We start from the raw sequence: 24,635 nt of genomic DNA, 5'->3' as shown, positions 1-24,635 counted from the left end.
CATAAGCATGATCAGGACTAAGACTATGTATACAGTTTTCTTAGAAAACTGTGTACATCTGACCAAACAACACATGAAATTCTTCGAATAACAGGCACAAAGAAATGAAAGTAGTTTTTACCCACCTTTTTTATTAAAATATTTGACAAATGTTATGGAAAATTGACGCAATTTATCATGATTTTTCACTTAACCGAAGACGCATGGCGGGGTATTTGACTGAAATCAAAATGGTTTTGATACAACCTGATTACAGAGAATTTCTTAAAGATGAAGTTTCGTCTCCTTTTTTCTAGCGTTTTATCGAAACTTTACAACATATCTTTCTTGAAATCCTACAGTAAATATCTTCTCAAAGCAGATATCTTCTGGAGCTCAAGACCGTCCTGAGAATCTCTTCACCGCCTGATTTCTCGACCCTGATGTCAGACGGCTTTTCAATTATCTCAAGATTGAAAGGAAGGCGTTTTCGAATTTCCCCAATTAGCTGAAAATCTCCGCTTAGAATAACGCAGTCGATAAGCTTGTTTTCTTCAAGAACCCTATCAAGAGCCTCGATAACCTTATCCATGTGGTGTGCGATATCCTCTTCCCTGAGGCGTTCGAAACGGCGCTGGCTAAAGCCTCCTTTACTGTGCTTCTCTTTTACGCTGCTGCGGATAAGCTCCTCGGTATCGAAAACCCGAGCATCGGGAGCAAAACCTATGAAGGATTCGCCGGCGTGCAGGACAAGGACAAGCATCCTGTAGTCCTTATTTAAGATCTCTTCAAGCAAAGAAACCTCAAAACTGTCCCCAAGCTGCCAGGAGGAGGAAGTAACTGGAAAAGAAGGAGCTATAGCTTCGCAGATCATTCGGTGAATATCATAAAAAAGTACAATGCCGGTCTCAGTCTCAAGCCTGTCAAGAAGGGTAAGGTTTTCCTCTTCCACGCGTTCAAGAACTTTTTCACTTATCACACCTGAGAGTCGGGTACCGGAGGGCAGGTAAGCGGTCAGCAGGTCGTCTGCAGGGGCGTGGAAGGACTTGAGCTTGGAGAGGTAAGCCTGAATAGCTTGCAGGCTCAGGGTTTCAATTCCGCGAAATTTCAGTTTACTCTGGGACTCAGCTCTGATTGTTTCGAGTTCGTGAGAAATAGTCCGGGTGCGAATACGTTCCTGGTTTAAAAGAGCCTCAGCTTCCTGCCTGTCCGAAACTGCCTGCCTTGCAAGAATATCTTTCTTTTCAAGCTGGTTTTTTGCACTCTGCAAATCAAGTTCCAGTTTAACAATCTGTGAGTTGAGACTCTCTATCTCAAGTTCGAGCTGCTCCTTCCCTGAAATCTTCCCTAAAAATGTGCTTAAACCTTTTTTTGGAACTTCAGAGGCTTCTTTTTTTGTGTTTTTGTCGCTGATTTGTCTCCCTCACATTCTGTTATTTTTGACTTGGATATCGGATTAATAAAATAATAACTCTCTATAAAGTTTATTTATTAATTAATTTTAATCCTTATTATTTCGAAAGTTTTAATAATATCGTATTGAATGTCACTTTGTTTTCAGGATCATTTTCTGAAAAGCAGGCTGATTTAAAAAATTGTTGCCCAGATATTAACCTTATAGATCACTCCACTGCCTGAATGAAACATTATTAAAAGACTTTTAAACCCGGACAGGCAGAAGGACCCTAAACAGGAAAGCCCCGGTCAAAGGGACCGGATAGAGTAGATGAAATGGATAAAGAAGATAAGCAAAAGGCCACCAGGTCCAGAGCCGAAAAGTTCCATCCCACACTCTGGATCCAGGGGCAAAAGAGCTCTTTCCTTGCCGGAAAAACCATAGTTCTTGGCGTTACGGGAAGCATTGGAGCAGTCAGGGTAGTTGAACTTGCAAGAGAGCTAATCAGAAACGGGGCTGAGGTCCATGCTGTTATGACAGAGGCTGCTACACATATCCTGCACCCTGATGCCCTGCACTATGCTACCGGAAATCCAGCAATTACCGAACTTGGAGGCAGGGTTGAGCATGTGGAGTTCTGCGGGCTTAAAGGCAGGGCCGACCTTCTCCTTATAGCTCCTGCAACCGCAAACACCATAGGAAAAATCGCATACGGGATAGATGATACCCCTGTTACCTCGTTTGCAACAACTGCCCTTGGCTCGGGTGTGCCTGTGATGGTTGTTCCTGCAATGCACGAATCAATGTTCAGGCACCCTGCTGTAGCTGAGAATCTGGTAAAATTGAAAAGCTGGGGAATCTCTATTGTAGGCCCCAGACTTGAAGAAGGAATCGCAAAAATTGCGGCAAATGAGGAAATCGTGCTCGAGGTAGAAAGAGCTCTCGGAAATAAAACCCTCGAAAACCGAAAGATAATTATCACAAGCGGTTCTACTGCCGAAAGCCTGGACCCCATCAGAATTCTCACAAACCGGGCTTCGGGTAAAACTGGCAGGGAACTTGCTCTTGAAGCTTATCGCAATGGAGCCGATGTCACCCTGGTCCATAGGGACAAACTTGGGTTTGCAGGGATCAGGGAAATTTTTGCAGAAAGCGCCGCCGACATGACTGATGCTGTCCTCTCGGAACTTGAAAAAGGATACGATGTCCTTATCAGTTCAGCAGCAATTGCAGATTATACAGTTAATCCTTCTCCCGAAAAGATAAAATCGGGAGGAGAACTTACCTTGAAACTGAATCCCACCCGCAAATTGATTAAAGAATGCCGTCAAAGGTATCCTGACCTCGTGATTATAGGTTTCAAAGCTGAGACCGGAATTGAAAAAGACGAACTCCTTAGAAGGGCAGCTTCAGCCCTTAAAACTTCAAAACTGGACCTGATTGCAGCAAACGACGTCGCAAAAGGCGGAATGGGTACTGAAGAGAATGAACTGTACCTGCTTGGACGGGAAAAAAACGAACCAGGGCACGTAAGTGGGAACAAACGCAAACTTGCAGCCTTTATCCTTGAAGAGGTAGCCGATCTGTTAAAGTAAAAAATCTGCTGCAAAGTATCCCAGAGTATTTCACAAAAATCCGAAAGCATTTTGCAAAGTATCCTGCAAAACACGAACGAACTTTGAAAAAATGATTTAAGTGGCAAAAAGGCGTTTTCTATGTATACATATGAGAGTGAAGGAGCAGACATTCAGGCAAAAGCCTATGCTCCGGGACACATCACAGGTTTTTTCCAGATCCACGAGCATGAAAACCCTCATCGTAAGGGTTCTACAGGCTGCGGAATCGTCCTGAATGGAGGCGTAACCACCGAAGTAAAGATCGGGAGATCTGTGGAAAAAACCGAAATTTTCCTTAATGGAAAGAGAGTTGAAGGCAGAACTACTCGGACTGTCGCAGAGATGATGACGGAACTGCCTGTAAGAATAAGGAGCTGGTCAGAAATCCCAACCGGATGCGGATTTGGAGCTTCAGGTGCAGGAGCTCTAGGGACAGCCTATGCCCTGAATAGTGCACTTTCCCTGGATCAGACCGTAAAAAGTCTGACTGAATATGCCCATGTGGCTGAGGTCATCAATTGCAGCGGACTTGGCGATATTGCTGCCCAGTCAAGCGGTGGAGTCGTGATCAGACTGCAGCCGGGTGGACCCGAGTTTGGGCTTGTGGACAGAATTCCGACTTCCGAAGCCAGGGTTTTTTGTATTGTGCTTGGCGAGATCTCTACCGGTTCGGTCCTGAGAGATGAAGCTGCAGCCTCAAGAATTAACAGCGCGGGAAAAGAAGCTATGTCCGAGCTGCTTAAAAAGCCCACTCTTGAGAACTTCATGCAGCAGTCAAAAGTGTTTGCCAGTAAAGCAGACCTTATGAGCAGCAAGGCAAAAGATGTGATCGAAGCTGCAAACGCAAATGGTGGGCTAGCTTCCCAGGCAATGCTTGGGGATACGGTTTTCGCAATTGCCCCTTACTCCGAACAGTTCCGTCTCTACGAAGCCCTCCAGGAATTCGGGGTGGTGCTGGAATACGGCATAAGCACCTGTGTGCCGAAGCTGATGAACGAATGAGTTCAGGCAGAACATATTTTGAATGGGCCAGGAAAATAAAAAATACTTGCAGAAAATTGCTGCGTAATTAATTTCCTTATAACTTAAAGAGAGTTAAAATAAAGTAAAGGTCGAAAGTTGGGATCAAATAGTAATATATAATTCAGATTACTCATTTTAGTTTTTTATTTGAGTGTCTGAACTAATCAAGCGGTTTATGCTAAAACTGATAATACTCAAGCGGTTTATGCTAAAACTGATAATACTCAAGCAGTTTATGCTAAAACTGATACTCAAGCAGGTTATGTTAAAACTGATACTCAAGTAGTTTATGTTGTAACTAATACTCAAGCAGTTCATGTTGAAACTGATACTCAAGCAGTTTATGCTAAAACTGATACTCAATTAGTTTATGTTAAAACTGATAAAACTCATTTACGGATTAAGTTCATAAATAAAAAAAGATGCTGGAAAGTCAATTAAAAAAAGGTAAGCGACCGATATGACCGAGATACCCAAAGACCACCCGAGGTATGAGTCCCTGCTAGCCCGTGAAAAGGTTGCAGCCGGGGTAAAAATGGGAATGACAAGCATTCAGGGTTTGATTTCTCAGGGAAGAGGCGAAAGCTTTGATTACCTTATAGGCGAGCGAAGCACCAAGTCTGCCCTGTATGCTGAAAGAGCGGCAGTTGCTGCTCTGCTACTGGCAAAAAATCCTGTAATTTCCGTAAACGGCAATGCTGCAGCTCTCGCTCCTGATAAAATTGTTTCCCTTGCAGATGTAACAGGAGCAAAGCTCGAGGTCAATCTTTTTCACAGGACCGAAACAAGGGTCCACCTTATAATAGAACAACTCAAAGCCAACGGGGCTTCCGAGGTGCTCGGGAAAAATCCGGATGCAAGCCTTGAACTATCTCATGCCAGGCGGCTGGTAGAAAGCCGGGGGATATATTCTGCAGACGTAGTTCTTGTCCCGCTGGAAGACGGAGACCGGTGTGAGAAACTTGTAGAAATGGGAAAAACGGTCATAGCTATTGACCTGAACCCTCTCTCACGGACTTCAAAGATGTCTACAATCTCGATAGTTGACAACCTTACCCGTGCACTAGAAAACATGATCAAGTTCGGAGTGGAACTGAAAAAGGAGAGAAATGAAGAACTTGTGAAATTAATCACGACTTATGATAATAAAAAAACCCTCATAGAGGCGATTTCTGAAATCCAGGAATACCTTAAAGCTATGGCTGTAGAATTGGAACAATGAATATGGACCTGATAGAAAAAACGAGGGAATTTGTAGCCACTTTTCTTGAAGGTGAGCCCAGTTCCCACGATATGTCCCATATAAACCGGGTAGAAGCCCTTTGCCTGGAAATCCAGAAGGAAGAAGGGGGAGACCCTCTCGTACTTCAGCTTGCAGCTCTCCTCCATGATGTCGGCGTAATTAAGGAACATGAAGAAGGCGGGGACCATGCCGTATACAGTGCCGATATCGCCTCTGAATTTCTTTCGAGAACAGGGCTTGGAAAAGAGGTTATTGAAGCTGTTACCAGTTGTATCCGGACACACCGCTTCAGCGCAGGGGAAAAGCCGGATAGTCTCGAAGCTCGAATTTTGCAGGACGCCGACCGGATTGATGCCCTTGGAGCAGTGGGGATTTTCAGGGCTGTTCTTTCGATGGGAGCTCTCAGGATGTTAAAGCACACAACTGGGATGGATAAGGGAAGTTCAAAAAGAACCGTGTACATCGAAGACCCTATTGAAGGCTTTAATGAATATATGCAGTACAAACCTTTCACCATTCCTGAAAAATTGAATACCGATGCTGCAAAAAAGATTGCCGAGGAAAGGCTGAAAATCATGCGCCTTTACCTCGAAGCACTGAACCTAGAGGCCGGAATTGACGAAAGAGGGCTCTAAGAGTCTATCCGAAAAGTATTGTTACCTATTGTAATTTTTAGAGACTTTTTATTATTTTCGATCTTTTATTTCATATATAAGAGAGCGTCGCAAAAGTCAAAACAATTCTACAATTGGATCATCAAAACGTTGACTTTAAATATGGTTGTAAGATTTTGCATAGAATTTAGGTAAACACCAACCTTATTGGACATTAATTTATCCTATTTATAGAATCAAATGGACTTTTACGACGCTCTCATATAAAAGTGAATCCCAGATTTGAAACATATTTTAATATCAGCAGTTGAGTTATATATGCAAAATAAGAGGCTTCTTCAGGATATCGGACTGACTTCTTATGAAGCAGCAGCCTACCTCTTTCTTTTAAAAAATAAGGTATTTTGGACAACTGCCGTCACAGAGCTTTTACAATAAAACCTGTGCATTGAATAAACTGCAAAAATACACAGATTTTCCCCTAAAGCTATTCGGATTCACTTGAGTCCTGGCAGCTGCAAAATACCCATGTTCCATAGACGCAAAGTAATTAGCTTATATTGGGAATAGGGCAATGTATTAGGTTTTCTGTAAATTTACACTAGTACCACGAAAATTTAGTTATGGAGCATAAAACTTGGATAGTTATTCATAACAAATCGACAAGAGCAAGCTTCTTTGAGTAAAGGGATTCAAAGCTTATTCAGGCGATCCATAATTACGTTTTCTCGGCACTAGGGTATCTTGTCGGAAATGTTGGCGGTACCCCATAATGAGATTGTATGATGTTTTGGGATAGGCTCATTAAATAATTACGATAGTTTAATTTATTGACCTAAACAAATAGTATTATAAGTGATATGAAAATAGAGAATACAGATACATTGATTGAAGACGACAATCTGGAATTATTTGGGAAAGCAATAAAAATCGAGCCAGAAAACTCTGATGCATGGAGCAATAAAGGAACGATTCTAACTAATCTTAAAAAGTACGAAGAGGCTCTGGAAGCATTTGAGAAAGCAATAGAGATCAAAACGGATGATGCAACAGCATGGAGCAATAAAGGAATAGTTCTAGATAATCTTAAGAGGTATGAAGAGGCTCTGGATGCATTTGAGAAAGCAACAGAGATCAAACCGGATAATGCAACAGCATGGATTAATAAAGGAATAGTTCTAGCCGACCATTTTAAAAAGTACGAAAAGGCTCTGGAAACTTTTGAGAAAGCAATAGAGATCGAACCGGATAATGCAACAGCATGGATTAATAAAGGAATAGTTCTAGCCGACCATTTTAAAAAGTACGAAAAGGCTCTGGAAACTTTTGAGAAAGCAATAGAGATCGAACCGGATAATGCAACAGCATGGACTGTTAAAGGATATGCCTTATCTGATCTTGAAAAATACGAGGAGGCTCTGGGAGCATATGAGAAAGTAACAGAAATTGAGCCAAAGGAAATAGGTTCATGGATTAATAAAGGAACAGTTCTAGCCAACCATTTTAAAAAGTACGAAGAGGCTCTGGAAGCTTTTGAGAAAGCAATAGAGATCGAACCGGATAATGCAACAGCATGGAGCAATAAAGGAATAGTTTTAGATAATCTTAAGAGATACGAAGAGGCTCTGGAAGCATATGGAAAAGTAGAGATCGAACCGAATAACGCAATGATATGGGTTAAAAAAGGAATAGTTCTAGATAATCTTAAGAGGTACGAAGAGGCTTTGGAAGCTTTTGAGAAAGCAATAGAGATCGAACCGGATAACGCAAGTTCATGGATTAATAAAGGAACAGTTCTAGCCAACCATTTTAAAAAGTACGAAAAGGCTCTGGAAGCTTTTGAGAAAGCAATAGAGATCGAACCGGATGATGCAACAGCATGGAGAAATAAAGGAACAGTTCTAGCCAACGGTTTTAAAAAATACGAAGAGGCTCTGGAAGCTTTTGAGAAAGCAATAGAGATCAAAACGGATGATGCAACAGCATGGAGCAATAAAGGAACAGTTTTAAATAATCTTAAGAGGTACGAAGAGGCTCTGGAAGCTTTTGAGAAAGCAATAGAGATCGAACCGGATGATGCAACGGTATGGGTTAAAAAAGGTAATCTCCTTGAAGATACTGGTAAGCACGAAGAGGCTCTGGAATTATTTGGGAAAGCAATAAAAATCGAGCCAGAAAACTCTGATGCATGGATTAGTAAAGGGATAGTTCTAGCCGACAGTTTTGAAAAGTACGAAGAGGCTCTAGAAGCTTTTGAGAAAGCAATAGAGATCGAACCAGATAACGCAATGGTATGGGTTAAAAAAGGCAAAATCTTTGAAGATATTGGTAAGCACGAAGAAGCCCTGGAAGCATATGAAAAAGCGATAGAGATTAAGCCAAAGTACATATGCGCATTGCTTAATAAGGGAGCAGTTTTAGCCAATTATTTTAAGAAATATGAAGAAGCTCTGGAAGTATTTGAAAAAGTAATAGAGATAAAACCTCATAATGTAACGGCGTGGAACAATAAAAGGACTATTCTAACCAACTATTTTAAGAAGTACAAAGAAGCTCTGAAAGCATTTAATAATGCGATATGCATCGACCCGGAAAATACAGATGCATGGGTTGGCAAAAGCAATATATTTATCGATTTAGAGATATATGGTCGTGCTTCTGAGCTGATTAGTAAAGCAACTTTACTAGACAAAAAGAAAATAAATTTATTTATAAACAAGGCTATTATTTCAAAAAGACGCCGTAAATACATCGAATGTAAAGATTCATTAGAACAAGCGATTTCAATTGATCCAGATGAGCCTAGTGTTAATAACTACTTAGCTGAATGTTATTTAACCTTTGGTGATCTTATAAATGCGTCAAAGTATGTCGAAAAAGTTCTCTCAATGGATAATGAAAATGCATTTGCATTAGGCCTAAAAGGCAAGATCAAAATTGAGGAACAAGACTATATTGAATCAATTAAGTATTTTAAAAAAGCAATTTCTTCAGATTTAATGAATCCGACTTATCTTCTATGGGATTCTTATGCGAAATACTTAAATGCAGAATTAGAATTTTCATCCAGTGAAAAAAAGTATCAAGATATGCTACTTGCAATCATAAGAGAACTTGAAAAGGTAGATACATGTGTTTCTCAAGAAGAAAATAATTTAAAAATGATTCCTCAATGTTTAAAAAGTTTGGTTATATACTTAACAAAACTTGCAAAAAGTACTTTAATTTATTTAAATAGAAGTGAAAAATTAACAGTAAGCATGTCCGAAAAAATGGACATATTGATAAGCAAGCTAGAAAATCCTAAGATCATAGCGTATAATTATTATTTCCTTGGTTGTTTTTACTATAAAATCAATGATTACTCTACAGCAGTCGACTGTTTAAAAAAGTGCACTGATTCGAAATCGGATTATGATACTAAGAGATCAGCTTGTGAGACTCTCAACAATATATGGGATAATAAAGTAAGACCTTCGATCTGGGTCTGGTGGTTATATTCACCCTTAAAACGCTGGACTCGAAGGGTAACATTTGTAATACTTATTTTTTCTTTGTTTGGAATTTTACTTCCCTCTGTATTCAGTAAAATGATTAATTTTATAAATGACCTGGTATTGAAAACTATTTCTGTTTATCAACCAGCATTAAATTATCCGATTATTAAATCATTAATATCAATGATAATTATTTCTTTAGGCGGTTTCTTTTCTTCAATTAATTGGCAAGATAACACGATATCACTAACTTTTATGGCTTTAATCATAATTTTTATCTTAGGTTCACCAATTTTGCAGCGCTTCAAAAGTAGCCAAATAGAAATAGAAATACGTCCCCCTTCTACGTTCGAACTTGCTCCAAGTTTGATCGAAAGGAAACTTAAAGCTCTCGAATCAAATAATTTAGATATTAAATTTCTACACTTCAAACAGATACAACATAAATACAAGTAGAATCTACAAAATTCTAATGAAATATCCCTCTAACCAGTGAGATGATACCAAAAGGCAGTGTCGCGAAATTTTTGTAAAATAACAAATATCAGAAAAATTGCAAACTACCTTCAGTATGCATAATCGACATACTTGCATTGGAATTCGCAGCAATAGAACCTAGCTTCGGCAGGTTAACGCAACTAGAGATATATATTTTCATATTCCTCCCCCATGAGCCTCAATATTTTCCAGTGAATTTCTTCCATATTCAGTATTTCTGACTTTGTTTTCCCTTTTTTCTGCGTTATAAGTTCTGTAATTCCCTGAAACTTGAAAAATATCCATCTCATTGTTGGTCTTTTTGTTGGTTTCCCTTTTTGATCTGGAACCGTTTCATTTTCTTCTTCTAACTTTGTCCTTAATTTCCATTCTGCAATTGCATAAATCATTAAGCAGAGAACCATTATCATTGTCAACGCTTCAATTCTTGATTTATTCTTGAGATACACCTTCGATATGCTAAAGGTATCACTTTTCAAAAATCGGAATCCTTTTTCTACTTTATCCTGTCCTTTGTAATACTTCAGCATCTCTTCAGGGGAAAGACGGATATCATTACTTGCAAGAATGAAAAGTCCCATTTTTTCCATTTCATTCAAAACAAAAGCATCATTAACCTTTATAATTCCATCAATCCTATAACATGTCTTCAATTTCTCATCTTTATAAATTCTGCCTCTTTTACCTGCTTCACGTTTTTTAATGGTTTTCAAATCTACTTTTTCAAAAAGAACAGAAGGGAAATCTGCAATCCATTTTTCTGCTGCTTTTAATGCATCTTCTTCACAGAAAAAGTCATCTCCTGCCAGCTTTTTAAGCGACTTTTCTGCTTTTTCAAGCTCTTTTTCAAGCTTTCTTGTTAGAGTTGCCTCTTTTTTTTCTTTCATTTTATGAGAGAGTAACAAAACCCATTTTTGTTTAACTCCACCATATTCTACAAAGGTTTGATAAAATGAGTATCTTTCGTCGCTTTTCAACGTTTTCAGGTTTAGATTTGCAGTTAGCAGTTCCTTTGCTTCATTAATTGTTGCAGGAACACGACTGATCCAGAATGACTTTCCTATGTTCTTGATATTATTGTCAGTGTAAAAAGAACTATCAGCTACATAGTACACTTTGCTTTCAGGGCTTAAAGCTGATTTGAGAGACTTGATTGCTTCCAGAATTGTGCTTTTGTCTGAAGCGTTCCCTGAATGGGTGTTCATGAAAAGTGGTATCCCATGCTGATTTACAATCAAGCTCAAAACAAATTGTTTGAGGTCCCATCTTCCGTTTTTTGGTATTCCAAAAGTAATATCAATATACTCAGTTTCTTCGTCTTCATAATCGCCATAAACGCTGACACTTGTAGTGTCAGCGTGTAAACAATGGAGAGGAATAGGTAGACGAGCCATAATGTGAAGAGTGATTTCCGTAAACAGTTTTGTAGGACCATACTTTACTATTCTGTCAAGAGTTTCTCCAATAGCATATTGATTCAGGTCTTCTCGTGTGACGCTGTCTCCAAAAAGTCTTCCTATGGAAATAGTCCTGAAATAATCAGGAAAAAGGTACAGACGTTGCCCTATGAAACCAAGACCATTGAGTACCATGGCAAGGATACAGACGGAGTGAGGAACCTTGTGATCTCGTTCTTTAGGAAGTTTCTCATCGATCAATTTGTCAACTTCAAGTTCGCGGAAAACTCCAGCAATGAGACCAAGGTGACCTAAGAAGCTTGTACGTTTTATTGAGGATTCAACTCTTCTACTGTTGTTTTTATCTGCCATGGAAGATCAAGAAAAGAGATAGGAAAATTAATTATATTAAATTATATGTTTACCTGCCGAAGCTAGGCTCTTTGTTTTTGACTTTAAATCTGCTTTGAGAAAAAATTCGTAAATTTTATTGCCAAGATCGCCACATGGCTTTTTAGCTCCAGGAGCTTCAATTGCCTTTTAATTTTATGGAATTTTGAAAAACGTTATCACTTAAAGAGGATAAGTCCCTCTCATTGCTTACTGAAATATATCAACATCCTAACATATGCACATTATTATATACTTTGAATTTATATACTGTTTTATTTAAAAGGGTAAATTTGCGAGTAATAGCTTAAAAACAGACAGTTACAGTAAGCTATTTTCATCAATTTTAAGTTTCGCATCGGCAATCTTCTAAAAAAAATTACTTCAGGGGAGTTAACTTTCTAAATGAATTCCAATAGATGAGGAGGGTTTAAAAATTAGATTTCAACAATTTACTATTCGAAATAAAGTGTTTTTATGTTTTATTGTATTATTTTTTGGATTGATGAGCGCTTCTGTTACGCATGCTGAAACTTATACTTTTGTTACAAAGTGGGGCTCTGATGACAGCCTCAACGGACAATTTTACAATCCAATGGGTGTTGCAGTCGATTCTTCTGGCAATGTTTATGTTGCCGATACGGGCAATAACCGCATTCAGAAGTTTGACAGCAACGGTAAATTCATTACCAAATGGGGTTCAGAGGGCAGCGGCGACGGACAATTAAATGGTCCAGGCTGTATGGCTGTTGATTCTTCTAGCAATATTTATATTGCTGATATAGGCAATAACCGCATTCAGGAGTTTGACAGCAGTGGAAAATTTATTGCCAAATGGGGTTCAGAGGGCAGCGGCGACGGACAATTTCATGGTCCTGAGGGTGTTACTATCGATTCCTCTGCCAATGTTTATGTTGCCGATAAATATAATCATCGCATTCAGAAGTTTGACAGCAACGGTAAATTCATTACCAAATGGGGTTCAGAGGGCAGCGGCAACGGTCAATTTGATGGCTCGTCTGGTATTGCTGTAGACTCCTCTGGCAATGTTTATGTTGGCGATTCAGGCAATGATCGAATTCAAAAATTTGACAGCAGTGGAAAATTTATTACCAAATGGGGCTCTGAAGGAAGCGATGAAGGTCAATTTATTGATCCTGAGGGTGTTACTATCGATTCCTCTGGCAATGTTTATGTTGTCGATACTTTAAATAATCGCATTCAGAAGTTTGACAGCAACGGTAAATTCATTAACAACTGGGGTTTAGAGGGCAGCGGCGACGGACAATTTGAGTGGCCTAAGGGTGTTGCTGTAGATTCTTCAGGCAATGTTTATGCTGCCGATGTAGAGAATTATCGTATTCAGAAGTTTGACAGCAATGGGAAGTTTATTACCAAATGGGGTTCTAAAAGCGGCACCGCAGACGGTCAATTTGAGTATCCTGAGAGTGTTGCTGTCAATTCATCTGGCAACGTTTATGTTGTCGATACTTTAAATAATCGCATTCAGAAGTTTGACAGCAGCGGTAAGTTCATAACCAAATGGGGTTCTGAGGGCAGTGGCGACGGACAATTTGATTCTCCACCTGACGTTGCCGTTGATTCATCTGGCAATGTTTATGTTGTCGATTCATGGAATTTTCGCATTCAGAAGTTTGACAGTAGCGGCACATTCATAACCAAATGGGGTTCAGATTCATGGTATATGGACCCTATGGATGGTGAGGTTAAACCAAATTGTATCGCTGTCGATTCATCTGGCAAAGTTTATGTTACCGATGATAATAGTCTCATTCAGAAGTTTGACAGCAACGGTAAATTCATTACCAAATGGGGTTCAGAGGGCAGCGGTAACGGGCAATTTTATTGGCCTCAGGGTGTTGCTGTAGATTCTTCAGGCAATGTTTATGTTGCCGATACGGGCAATAGCCGCATTCAGAAGTTTGACAGCAACGGTAAATTCATAACCAAATGGGGTTCAGAGGGCAGCGGCGACGGACAATTTAATGGTCCCGTTGGTGTCGCTGTAGATTCCTCTGGCAATGTTTATGTTGCCGATTCAGGCAATAATCGAATTCAAAAATTTGATAGCAGTGGGAAATTTATTACCAAATGGGGTTCTGATGGCAACAGCGACGGCCAATTTAATGAACCAGAAGGGATTGCTCTCGACTCCCTGGGCAATGTTTATGTTGCCGATACTTTAAATAATCGAATTCAGAAGTTTGCTAAAGTAGCATCTACTCAACCAGTTGCTTCTTTCTCTGCATCCCCAACCTCAGGAAAAACTCCATTAACAGTTTCATTTACTGACAAAAGCATAGGAACACCGACTAAATGGAAATGGAGCTTTGGAGACGGAACAACTTCAACCCAGCAGAATCCAACGCATAAGTATTCCAAAGTAGGTAGATATACTGTTAAACTTACAGCAACAAACGCTGAAGGTAGTAACACTGCAACAAAAACAGATTATATTAAAGTGGTAACGAAGCCGGTTGCTTCATTCTCTGCGAAACCGACCTCAGGAAAAGCTCCATTGACTGTTGCTTTTACTGACAAAAGTACAGGGGTGCCAACTAAATGGAAATGGAGTTTTGGAGATGGAAAAACTTCAACAGTCCAGAATCCAAAACATCAGTATTTACAGGAAGGAAAATATAAGGTTACACTTACAGTAAGCAATGTGGCAGGCAGCAATACTACAACAAAAACAAATTACATAACAGTGACAACGAATACAAGACCGGGTATATACTCTGAAAGCGAATAAAACGATGGTATATCTCTATCCGATTAGTGCTTTTAAAAACCTAAATGTCAGCGGTTCTTTAAATCCACATTTCCACCCCCTGCCCCAATAGGGACAAATAATTCCTGTATAGTAGCCATTTGGTTAATAGAACCTCAAAAAAGTGGCATATTTGTACCATGAGTTTGTACAAGTATGCTAAAATTTGAAATATGAGTTTAAAGAACCCTACAATAGATTTGGTAAATTCCAACAAAACGCCGCCTATATAATTTTAGGCTTCTGTGGACACAATGCCAAAATCTGTGATGAAAGTAAAAATAAAAAATCACTAGATTTTGGAACTGATTCATTCCTATTTTCTCAGGAATTCTTATTTTCTCATAAATTTATGAATTTTTCACATGTTTTTAGCGTAATTTTCAGGACAACTTTTTTTAGGATAACCTCTTAATTCCAATACCTTTTAATTTCATTTGTCTGTTAAGTCCAGTACTTCTTTAATTTGGATAGAATTATTAAATTTAGAGAATAATTTAACAGTTTCAGTTCATTACCTTACGGATCTGATTGTATGGCTGACATAATTGTAAAAAATGCTTACGTTATGACAATGGACCCTGATGCGGGAGACCTCAAAAACGGGACTGTTGTCATCGAAGATGGAAAGATTACGGAGATCGGGGAAAAGACCAGCGAAAGTGCCGATACCGTGATTGATGCAAAACACTCGGTAGTAATGCCAGGGCTTGTGAACACGCATACTCATGCCGCAATGACTCTTTTTCGGGGTTATGCCGACGATTTACAGCTTGCAGACTGGCTTGAAGGGCATATCTGGCCTGCCGAGGCAAAGCTGACTGCAGACGATGTATATAAAGGCAGTCTGCTTGCATGCATGGAGATGATCAGGTCAGGCACCACATCTTTTGCAGACATGTACTTTTATATGGACGAGACTGCAAAAGCTGTTGAGGCATCAGGGCTTCGGGCCTCGCTTTGCCATGGGCTCATAGAACTCTGGAACGAAGAAAAAGGGGCAACAGACCTTAAGGAAGGGAAGCGCTTTGTCCGGGCCTGGCAGGGAGCGGCTGACGGCAGGATAAAAACAATGTATGGGCCCCATGCTCCGAATACCTGCTCTGATGAATTTCTTGCAAAGGTTAGGGAAGAAGCCAACAGAGACGGTGCAGGAATCCATATCCATCTCCTTGAAACGGAAGCCGAACTCCTGGCTATGAAAGAAAAGTACGGAAAATGTTCGGTACATCTACTGGAAGACATAGGGTTTTTAGGGCCGGATGTGCTTGCTGCTCACTGCGTCTGGCTTTCGGACGGCGACATAGAAATCCTGGGGAAAAGAGGAGTGAATGTTTCCCATAATGTCATAAGTAATATGAAACTGGCTTCAGGGATTGCACCTGTTCACAAGATGCTCGAAAAAGGAGTCAACGTGAGCCTTGGCACTGACGGCTGTGCCTCAAACAATAACCTTGACCTTTTTGAGGAAATGAAAACGGCTGCTCTTCTGCATAAAGTCAATACTTTCAATCCAATTGCCCTTCCTGCGCAGCAAGTGCTCCAAATGGGTACGATAAACGGTGCAAAAGCCCTTGGCACGGAAACCGGCATGTTGAAAGTCGGAATGAAGGCGGACCTTATCGTGGTAGATATGAAAAAACCGCATCTTACCCCCTGCTTTGACGTTCCCTCTCACCTGGTGTACTCTGCAAAAGGAAGCGATGTCAGGACAACAATTGTAAATGGAAAAGTCCTTATGGATGATTACAAAGTGCTGACCCTGGACGAGCAGAAGGTAATGGAAGAGGCTCAAAAAACCGCAGAAGAGCTTGTTGCAAGGGTAAACGCCTGAAAACTCTATTTATGACAAAAAAATATATGTCAAGAATAATTTATGTCAAGAATAATTGATGCCAATAATGTTCCACTGTGGGACCTGAATTAGTAATCTGAGTGAGTAAAAGATAAACACTTATGTTCGAAGCTAGAATAAAGATCGAACTCAACTGTATACTTGATATCACGGGATCAACATGACCGAAAAAGAACTCATAGAATCTGGAAACATGAAGATGGACTGGGCAAGAAACCATATGCCCGTACTTGCCATCGTAAGGAAAAAATTCGAGGAGGAAAAACCCCTTAAGGGGATGAAGGTAGGGATGGCTCTGCATGTGGAAGCAAAAACTGCAGTCCTTGTAGAGACTCTCGCTGCAGGCGGTGCAGAGGTAGCAATTACCGGCTGCAATCCTCTAAGCACTCAGGACGACGTGTCCCTTGCCCTCGGCACTCGCAAGAACATATGCTGTTTTGCAAGATACGGTGTCGAGAGCCAGGAATATTACGAAGCAATCGACCGGGTCCTGGACATTAAACCCGATATCACAATAGATGATGGGGCAGACCTTATATTCAAATTACATACAGAAAGGACCGACCTGCTTCCGAATATCCTTGGCGGTTGCGAAGAAACAACAACTGGTGTCCACAGGCTTCATGCGATGGAAAAAGAAGGAGCCCTGAAAATGGCGGTAATCGCAGTAAACGATGCCATGACCAAATACCTGTTTGATAACCGCTATGGGACAGGCCAGTCAGCCTGGGACGGGATTAACAGGACGACAAACCTCCTGGTAGCAGGCAAAAACGTCGTTGTTGCAGGCTACGGCTGGTGCGGGCGCGGAGTTGCAATGCGTGCTTCAGGCCTTGGGGCAAATGTAATCGTTACCGAAGTCGATCCTGTAAGAGCTCTTGAAGCAAGGATGGACGGGTACAGGGTCATGAAGATGGCAGATGCTGCAAAATTAGGTGAAATCTTTGTGACCACCACCGGAAACCGCGATATCCTCACAGCCGAACATTTCAAGTCCATGCCTGATGGGGCAATCCTTGCAAACTCCGGCCACTTCAATGTGGAAATCGATATGGAAGCCCTTGCCTCCCTTGCCAAATCCACCCGAACTGTAAGACACAATATAAAGGAATACGATATCGGCGGCAGGCGCATCAATGTCATAGCTGAAGGTAGGCTGGTCAATCTGGCTGCCGGTGACGGACACCCCGCTGAGGTTATGGATATGAGTTTTGCAAACCAGGCCCTCTGTGTGCGTTATATTGCCGAAAATAAGCTTCCGAACGGAGTCCATAAGGTACCTCTGGAACTTGATACTTTTGTGGCAAGAATGAAACTTCAGTCAATGGGCATAACCATCGACGAACTCACGACGACTCAGGAATGCTACATGAGCGGCTGGGAGTGCGGAACGTAATTTAGAAAAAAAAGCAGTAGAGAATAATTTCCGCAATCAAGAAACTATAATATTTTAGAAATGCGGTGAATATTATTGCTTTTAATTTTTGATAGCGTTCAATCTTCACAAAGTGATACTATTTACTGCATTTCAGGGTCTTTACGGCATTTATAAAAACTACAATACTCTGTAAAAAATTAATACGAAACTCTGCAAAAGATTAACATGTGCTGTAAAAACTTAACATAATTATAAAATAAATGTTGCCTTATAAAAATTACTTTACTTCATAAGTATTGCCATACATTATATCTATTCTTTATATGTGATAATAATCGTTGCGCCTCTTTTTTAATAATTTTTGATTACGACTAAATATTTTGACATTTATTATAGGCAGTTTTATAACTAATAACTCGTAAAGGACATAATGAATGTATAATTTATTTACAACTGCCTTTGGAAAAATAAAGTATTTATTACTTTTTATAAAAATATTTAAACTCGCTTTTAATAAGGAACGTTTACGTGAAATCGATAGCAATGATAACTGTAAAGCAATCTTGAGATCCTGACTACAAACTATTGATTAACATAAATTAGAAAATAATGGACATCTGGCGTATGAGAAAACATCCAGAGTCTTAAACGTTACAGAAAGTGGGTTAAAAATTTAGCGTTGAACATCAAACGATTAGATTGAGCGATTGCATCTAAATGTTTACTGTCAGGTTCTGGGTTTTGAAAGTCCTGACAAAGGGATAATGAATAAACTGATTGATATGGCAGAATTTTATAAAAGTTGCCTGATCTTATAGGTGACAAATAACTTGAAGGTTACGAATTTCTCGCACCTGGTTAAATACTAGCTTTAAATTACCTTTGAATTCGGAAAGGGTTGAAATGGAAAAAAGCTTGAGAAAATCTGGGATTGACATTATTGGAGAGGTACCCTGGGGAACGCACTTCTGCCAATTCTACCAGACAAAACAGGATTTAATTGACATACTTGTTCCTTATTTTAAAGCCGGCCTGGAAAATAACGAATTCTGCATGTGGGTTACATCAGAGCCCCTTGATGTGGAAGAGGCAAAAGGAGCTCTTAGAAAAGCTATTCCTGAGATTGATGTTTATCTGGAAAAAGGACAAATTGAGATTATTCCTTACACTTACTGGTATGTCAAAGAGGGAATTTTCGATTCTCAAAAAGTGCTTAACGGCTGGATAGAAAAACTCAACCGAGCCCTGGCTAACGGCTACGACGGTTTAAGGTTGAGCGGAAACACCTTCTGGCTGGAAAAAAAAGACTGGAACAATTTTGTCGATTATGAAGAAGAGATCGACAGCATCATTGGCAATTACTCCATGATAGCCCTGTGCACATATTGCCTCGAGAGGTGCAGTGCAACCGAAATTATTGATGTAGTTATCAACCACCAATTTGCCCTGGTTAAAAAAGAAGAGAAATGGACACAAATCGAGAGTTCCAGGCGCAAAGAAGCCGAAAAAACAGCTATTCAAGCCACAAAAAATTGGGAACATACATTTGACTCTGTACCAGACCTAATAGCTATAATCGACGAGGAATATCGAGTTGTTCGTGCAAACAAAGCCATAGCTGAAAGGCTTGGAGTGACACCAGAAGAATGCGTAGGGTTAAAATGTTATCGTGCTATTCATGGGACGAACAAACCGCCCTCCTTTTGTCCTCACCGTCAGTTGCTTGCAGACGGACTTGAACATATAACAGAGGTTCACGAAGACAGCCTGGGTGGCGATTTCATAGTAAGTGTATCTCCTATTCATGACTATGAAGGAAAAATTGTTGGATCTATTCATGTTGCCCGTAATATCACCGAACGCAAACGTGCCGAACTAGAACGTGAGATTATTGTGGAATTCTTACGTCTCGTAAATGAAAGTAGAAGTACATCAGAACTAGTTCATTCTTCCGTGAAATTCTTTAAGGGACGCTCCGGCTTTGAGGCTGTCGGCATTAGGCTCAGGGAAGGCGAAGATTATCCTTACTTCGAAACTTCTGGTTTCCCTGAGGAATTTGTAAGGTTTGAGAATAGCCTCTGTACAAGAGATCCCATCGGACAGCCTATTCGCGATAGTAATGGCTATCCAATCCATGAATGCATGTGCGGAAACATTATTCACGGAAGGTTTGATCCATCGAAGTTGTTCTTCACAAAGAAGGGAAGTTTCTGCACAAATTCCACTACTGAACTTCTCGCTACCACAACTGATGCTGACCGTCAAGCAAACACGCGTAACAGGTGTAATGGTGAAGGATACGAATCTGTAGCTCTGATTGCTCTACGAGTGGGCGGCGAATGTTTAGGTCTTCTCCAGTTGAACGATAGACGTAAAGGGCAGTTTTCTCCTGAAACAATTTCATTGTGGGAACGTTTGGCTGAATATCTTGCCATTGCCATTGCCAAAACTCGTGCAGAAGATGCTTTGCGTGAGGCTTATGAGAATATTCAGGTGCAAGCGGAAGAGTTGGAGGCTCAGACCGATGATCTTCAGGAATCTTATGAAGCATTAAGCGAAAGCAAAAAACGCTTCGAGCTCCTAAGCGAGGCGAATGCCCTCCTCCTTTCAAGCAAAGAGCCCGAAACCACGATTCAGACTATCGCCGAGAAGGTAATGCGACACCTGAATTGTGATGTATTCTTTAACTACGTTTTTGACGAGGTACAAAGCAGGCTACATCTCAAAGCTTACGGTGGGACAAGCGCAGAGTCGGCTAAAGAGATCGAATGGCTTGATGAAGGAATTGCTATATGTGGCTGTGTAGCCAGTAACGGTTGCCTTATCGTTTCCGAAGACGTACAGCATAACGGAGACAAGCGGGCTGACCTTGTGCGGTCAATGGGAATTCAGGCGTACGCCTGTCAGCCTCTCCATGTCGGAGAGAAAACAATAGGCACACTCTCCTTTGGCACGAAGAGCAGAAAGAGCTTTACGAGGGACGAACTTGCTCTCATGAGCACCGTGGCTGACCAAGTGTCGGTAGCTATCGAACGCAAACGGGCAGTAGAGGCGCTGCAACGAGAAAGAAGCTTGCTAGAAAGCGTAATGCGAACCACCGACTTTATGCTGGCTTTTTTCGATCCGCAGTTCAACTTTTTGTGGGCTAACGCCGCCTATGCCGAGTCGTGCCATATGAAGCTGGAAGATATTATCGGCAAGAACCATTTCGCATTATATCCCCATGAAGAAAACGAAGCGATTTTTAGGAAGGTTCGGGACACCGGCGAAGGAGTGTTCTATAGGGACAAGCCGTTTTTCTATCCTGATCAGCCCGAACTCGGAGTCACTTACTGGGACTGGAGTCTTGTACCGGTCAAGAATCCGAACGGAAACGTAACTGGCCTTGTCTTGTCGTTACGTGAGACGACAAAATACAAACAGGCAGAAGATGACTTGCGTGAAGCATACGACAATCTTCAGGTACAATCCGAGGAATTGCAGGCTCAGGCGGAAGAACTCCAGGAAGCTTATGAAGCTTTGAGTGAAAGCGAAAAGCAATATCGAATGCTTTTCACAAGCATGACTGACGGCTTCTTCCTTGGAGAACCTATTTATGATAAGGATGGTACGCCACGCGACTATCGCTTCCTTGAGATAAATCCTGCTTTTGAGTGTCAAACAGGCTTAAAGAGGAAAGAGATATCAGACAAGACTATACAGGAAGTACTGCATAACCCGAGTCACTTGCTTATCGAGAAGTATGGTGAAGTAGCACTCTCAGGTAAGTCAACGCATGTTGAGATTTTTAGCCAGGGGCTAGATAGGTATCTTGACAGTTATGTATTCAGCCCTGAAAAAGGGAAGTTCGCAGTAATCTTAAGAGATATCACAGAGCGCAAGCAAGCCGAGGAGGCGCTTCGCGAGAGCGAAGCACGTCGCAAGGTTACTGAGGCTGTGCAAGCTGAACGGGAGCGATTGAACAGCGTGCTGGACATGCTGCCGGCTTATGTGATACTGCTCTCAGCGGATCACAGCGTGCCGTTTGCAAACCGTTTCTTCGAGGAGCGTTTCGGCAAATCTGAGGGCAGGCGTTGCTACGAATATCTCTTCCAGCGCACCGAGCCCTGTGAGAACTGTGAAACCTACAAGGTGCTCAAAACAGGTGCACCTCATCGTTGGGAGTGGCTAGGTCCAGATGGCCGTAATTACGATGTATATGACTACCCATTCAAGGACTCCGATGGTTCCACACTCATCCTGGAAGTGGGCATTGATATCACCGAGATCAAACAGGCACAAGCGGCTGTTAAGGCAGAACGGCAGCGGCTCTTTGACGTTCTTGAGACGCTGCCGGCAATGATATCCCTGCTGACACCTGACTATCACATCGCCTTTGCCAACCGTGGCTTCCGTGAAAAGTTTGGCGAATCAGGCGGCCGGCACTGTTATGAATATTGTTATGAGTGCACCAGACCCTGTGAATTCTGCGAAACATATAAAGTGCTTGAAACCGGTCAGCCCCATCATTGGGAAGGCACCACCCCGGACGGAAGCATAATTGATTCCTACGACTTTCCGTTCACAGACATTGACGGTTCGCCCATGATCCTCAAGATGGACATTGACGTCACCGAGCAAAAACGCGCTGAAACGGAGCTAAAGAAGCATAGGGAGCAGCTTGAGAACGCTTATAATTCTTTGAAGGAAAGCGAAAGGAGTCTTTATGAAGCTCAGAGGATGGCACACCTTGGAAACTGGGACTGGAATATTGTAACTAATGAGTTATACTGGTCTGATGAGATATATCGTATCTTCGGACGCAGCCCTCAAGAGTTCGGGGCAACTTTCGATGCGTTTCTGAGTTATGTACATCCGGATGATCGAGATTATGTAAATAATGCCGTTAAAGAAGCTTTAAACGGCAAAAAATACAATATTAATCACCGGATTACCTTAGCCAGTGGAGAAGAGCGTATAGTACATGAACAGGCTGAGGTTATTTTTAATGAGGAAAATATTCCTGTCCATATGAGAGGAACAGTTCAGGATATTACTGAGCAAAAAAAGGCTGAAAAAGCCTTAGAGCTGGCTAACACGTATAATCGCAGTCTCATTGAGGCCAGTATAGATCCCTTTGTAGCTATCGGTCCGGATGGTAAAATTACTGATGTAAATAATTCAACCGAACTTGTTACGGGTTACTCCCGCAAGGAGTTAATTGGGACTGATTTTTCGGATTATTTCACCGAGCCTGAGAAAGCCAGAGAAGGATATCAGAATGCATTCCAGAAAGGGCTGGTGCGAAATTATTCTCTGAAAATTCAACATAAAAACGGGCAGATAACGCCTGTTTTGTATAATGCATCGGTTTATAGGGATGAAACTGGAGAAGTTATTGGGGTTTTTGCAGCTGCACGTGATATTTGTGAGCAGAAAAAGGCGGAAGAAAAGATACAGGTACTGGCGAGTGCTGTAGAGTCATCGGATGATGCCATTATGACAAAGTCTATTGATGGCATTATTACAAGCTGGAATAAAGGAGCAGAGCAGATTTATGGCTATCTCGCCGAAGAAATTATTGGACAAAATATCTCAATACTTGAGCCAGATAATCGTAAAGGAGAGATAAAGCAGTTAGCTAAGAAAATTCAAGAGGAAGAGAGAATCCAGCACTATGAAACAGTACGGTTAAGAAAGGATCGTACATTAATAGATATTTCAGTAACTCTTTCTCCGGTTTTGGATGTTTCTGACCAACTTATAGCTTTCTCCGTTATTGCAAGAGACATTACTGAGCGAAAAAAAGCAGAAGAAACTCTGAGGTTGTCAAGCATTTATAATCGTAGTCTGATAGAAGTCAGCCTTGACCCTATGGTTACTATCGGCCCTGATGGGAGGATAACCGATGTAAATAAAGCCACAGAACTGGCTACCGGTTATTCAAGAAATGAGTTAATCGGGACTGATTTTTCAGACTATTTCACCGATCCTGAGAAAGCTAGAGAAGGATATCAACATTTCTTCAGGGAAGGTTTGGTACTGGACTACGAACTTGAAATTCAGCACAAAAACGGTCGTGTAACTCCTGTATTATATAACGCTTCAATTTATAAAGACGAAAATGGTGCGGTTATTGGAGCTTTTGCAGCCGCCCGTGATATCACCGAACGGAAAAAGGCAGAAGAACTGTTAAAACTGAAATTAGAGGAGCTTGCTCGCTCAAACGCGGAGCTGGAACAATTTGCCTACGTCTCGTCCCACGACTTGCAGGAACCCTTGAGAATGATAGCAAGTTATTTACAGCTTTTACAAAGAAAATATCAGGGAAAGCTTGACGAGAAGGCTGACAAATACATCTATTTTGCTGTGGACGGGGCTTCCCGTATGCAAAACCTGATTAACGACCTTCTGGAATTTTCTCGGGTAACCACAAAAACCAGAGAATTCGAACCTACAGATTGCAAATCTGTTCTGGATAAAGTCTTATTTAATTTAGAGGTATCAATAAAAGAAAATGAAGCCAGTATATCTTCTGGTTCTTTACCTGTAGTAATGGCGGACCCTGTCCAGTTCACTCAACTATTCCAGAATCTTATAAGCAACGCTATAAAATTCCGCAGTGAAAATGCCCCGGAAATTGAAATTTCTGCCGAAAAAAAAGCTGGTCAATGGTTATTTTTAGTAAAAGATAATGGGATTGGAATTGACCCTAAATACTCTGAACGGATTTTTGAGGTTTTTAAAAGACTTAATAAAAGAGAAGAGTACCCCGGTACAGGTATAGGGCTTTCGATCTGTAAAAAAATTATTGAAAGGCATGGAGGACAGATTTGGGTAGAATCTGAACCAGGGAAGGGCTCTACTTTCTACTTCACTTTACCAGTAATTCCTATAAAAGTTTGTGATAAAGACTATACCGTGAATTCGTGATTATGACTATACAGTAAAAATTTAATTTTTATAAAAAAATTTAATT

General features: G+C 40.9%; 11 protein-coding genes. 9 read left to right on the top strand and 2 right to left on the bottom strand.

What is annotated here, in order from left to right; genetic code table 11:
* Nucleotides 1–352: 352 nt before the first annotated feature.
* Nucleotides 353–1,249 (bottom strand): Vms1/Ankzf1 family peptidyl-tRNA hydrolase, encoded by an 897-nt coding sequence (locus MSVAZ_RS08480; protein ID WP_048120180.1) that lies wholly within the window; start codon nucleotides 1,247–1,249, stop codon nucleotides 353–355.
* Nucleotides 1,250–1,710: 461 nt separating this feature from the next.
* Between MSVAZ_RS08480 and coaBC the strand changes: the two genes are divergently transcribed.
* The 5 genes from coaBC (at nucleotide 1,711) to MSVAZ_RS18810 (ending at nucleotide 9,824) form a co-directional block, all read left to right on the top strand.
* Nucleotides 1,711–2,970: a bifunctional phosphopantothenoylcysteine decarboxylase/phosphopantothenate--cysteine ligase CoaBC gene (gene coaBC / locus MSVAZ_RS08475; RefSeq protein WP_048120178.1), complete on the top strand. Its 1,260-nt coding sequence runs from the start codon at nucleotides 1,711–1,713 to the stop codon at nucleotides 2,968–2,970.
* Nucleotides 2,971–3,090: 120 nt separating this feature from the next.
* Nucleotides 3,091–3,993, top strand: coding sequence for a pantoate kinase (locus MSVAZ_RS08470; RefSeq protein ID WP_048120176.1), 903 nt, complete (start codon nucleotides 3,091–3,093; stop codon nucleotides 3,991–3,993).
* 481 nt (nucleotides 3,994–4,474) lie between these two features.
* Complete coding sequence (locus tag MSVAZ_RS08465; protein ID WP_048120174.1) at nucleotides 4,475–5,236, top strand: 4-phosphopantoate--beta-alanine ligase; 762 nt, start codon at nucleotides 4,475–4,477, stop codon at nucleotides 5,234–5,236.
* A 2-nt stretch (nucleotides 5,237–5,238) separates the two neighbouring features.
* A complete protein-coding gene (locus tag MSVAZ_RS08460; RefSeq protein ID WP_048123820.1) occupies nucleotides 5,239–5,892 on the top strand; it encodes an HD domain-containing protein in 654 nt (217 codons plus the stop codon).
* Nucleotides 5,893–6,731: 839 nt separating this feature from the next.
* Nucleotides 6,732–9,824 (top strand): tetratricopeptide repeat protein, encoded by a 3,093-nt coding sequence (locus tag MSVAZ_RS18810; RefSeq protein ID WP_052727929.1) that lies wholly within the window; start codon nucleotides 6,732–6,734, stop codon nucleotides 9,822–9,824.
* Nucleotides 9,825–10,006: 182 nt separating this feature from the next.
* Here the strand turns inward: MSVAZ_RS18810 and MSVAZ_RS08450 are convergent, their stop codons facing one another.
* Nucleotides 10,007–11,635, bottom strand: a complete 1,629-nt coding sequence (locus MSVAZ_RS08450; RefSeq protein ID WP_048120172.1) for an IS1634 family transposase — start codon at nucleotides 11,633–11,635, stop codon at nucleotides 10,007–10,009.
* A 523-nt stretch (nucleotides 11,636–12,158) separates the two neighbouring features.
* On the opposite strand from MSVAZ_RS08450, the gene MSVAZ_RS08445 reads away from it, so the two are divergent.
* The 4 genes from MSVAZ_RS08445 (at nucleotide 12,159) to MSVAZ_RS21180 (ending at nucleotide 24,589) form a co-directional block, all read left to right on the top strand.
* Complete coding sequence (locus tag MSVAZ_RS08445; RefSeq protein ID WP_052727928.1) at nucleotides 12,159–14,426, top strand: PKD domain-containing protein; 2,268 nt, start codon at nucleotides 12,159–12,161, stop codon at nucleotides 14,424–14,426.
* 553 nt (nucleotides 14,427–14,979) lie between these two features.
* Nucleotides 14,980–16,278 carry an amidohydrolase family protein gene (locus tag MSVAZ_RS08440; RefSeq protein WP_048120169.1) on the top strand — a complete coding sequence of 433 codons (1,299 nt, stop codon included), beginning with the start codon at nucleotides 14,980–14,982 and terminating at the stop codon, nucleotides 16,276–16,278.
* A 181-nt stretch (nucleotides 16,279–16,459) separates the two neighbouring features.
* A complete protein-coding gene (locus MSVAZ_RS08435; protein WP_048120167.1) occupies nucleotides 16,460–17,695 on the top strand; it encodes an adenosylhomocysteinase in 1,236 nt (411 codons plus the stop codon).
* A gap of 885 nt (nucleotides 17,696–18,580) precedes the next feature.
* Nucleotides 18,581–24,589 carry a PAS domain S-box protein gene (locus MSVAZ_RS21180; protein WP_048120165.1) on the top strand — a complete coding sequence of 2,003 codons (6,009 nt, stop codon included), beginning with the start codon at nucleotides 18,581–18,583 and terminating at the stop codon, nucleotides 24,587–24,589.
* Nucleotides 24,590–24,635 lie beyond the last annotated feature (46 nt).

Source organism: Methanosarcina vacuolata Z-761 (genome assembly GCF_000969905.1).
Classification (GTDB): domain Archaea; phylum Halobacteriota; class Methanosarcinia; order Methanosarcinales; family Methanosarcinaceae; genus Methanosarcina; species Methanosarcina vacuolata.
This window is presented reverse-complemented; position numbering and strand designations above follow the sequence as displayed.

Coding starts and splice junctions, on each gene's coding strand:
- coaBC (WP_048120178.1), top strand. CDS start 1,711: ATGGATAAAGAAGATAAGCAAAAGGCCACCAGGTCCAGAGCCGAAAAG.
- MSVAZ_RS08470 (WP_048120176.1), top strand. CDS start 3,091: ATGTATACATATGAGAGTGAAGGAGCAGACATTCAGGCAAAAGCCTAT.
- MSVAZ_RS21180 (WP_048120165.1), top strand. CDS start 18,581: ATGGAAAAAAGCTTGAGAAAATCTGGGATTGACATTATTGGAGAGGTA.
- MSVAZ_RS08435 (WP_048120167.1), top strand. CDS start 16,460: ATGACCGAAAAAGAACTCATAGAATCTGGAAACATGAAGATGGACTGG.
- MSVAZ_RS18810 (WP_052727929.1), top strand. CDS start 6,732: ATGAAAATAGAGAATACAGATACATTGATTGAAGACGACAATCTGGAA.
- MSVAZ_RS08460 (WP_048123820.1), top strand. CDS start 5,239: ATGGACCTGATAGAAAAAACGAGGGAATTTGTAGCCACTTTTCTTGAA.
- MSVAZ_RS08450 (WP_048120172.1), bottom strand. CDS start 11,635: ATGGCAGATAAAAACAACAGTAGAAGAGTTGAATCCTCAATAAAACGT.
- MSVAZ_RS08465 (WP_048120174.1), top strand. CDS start 4,475: ATGACCGAGATACCCAAAGACCACCCGAGGTATGAGTCCCTGCTAGCC.
- MSVAZ_RS08440 (WP_048120169.1), top strand. CDS start 14,980: ATGGCTGACATAATTGTAAAAAATGCTTACGTTATGACAATGGACCCT.
- MSVAZ_RS08445 (WP_052727928.1), top strand. CDS start 12,159: ATGAGCGCTTCTGTTACGCATGCTGAAACTTATACTTTTGTTACAAAG.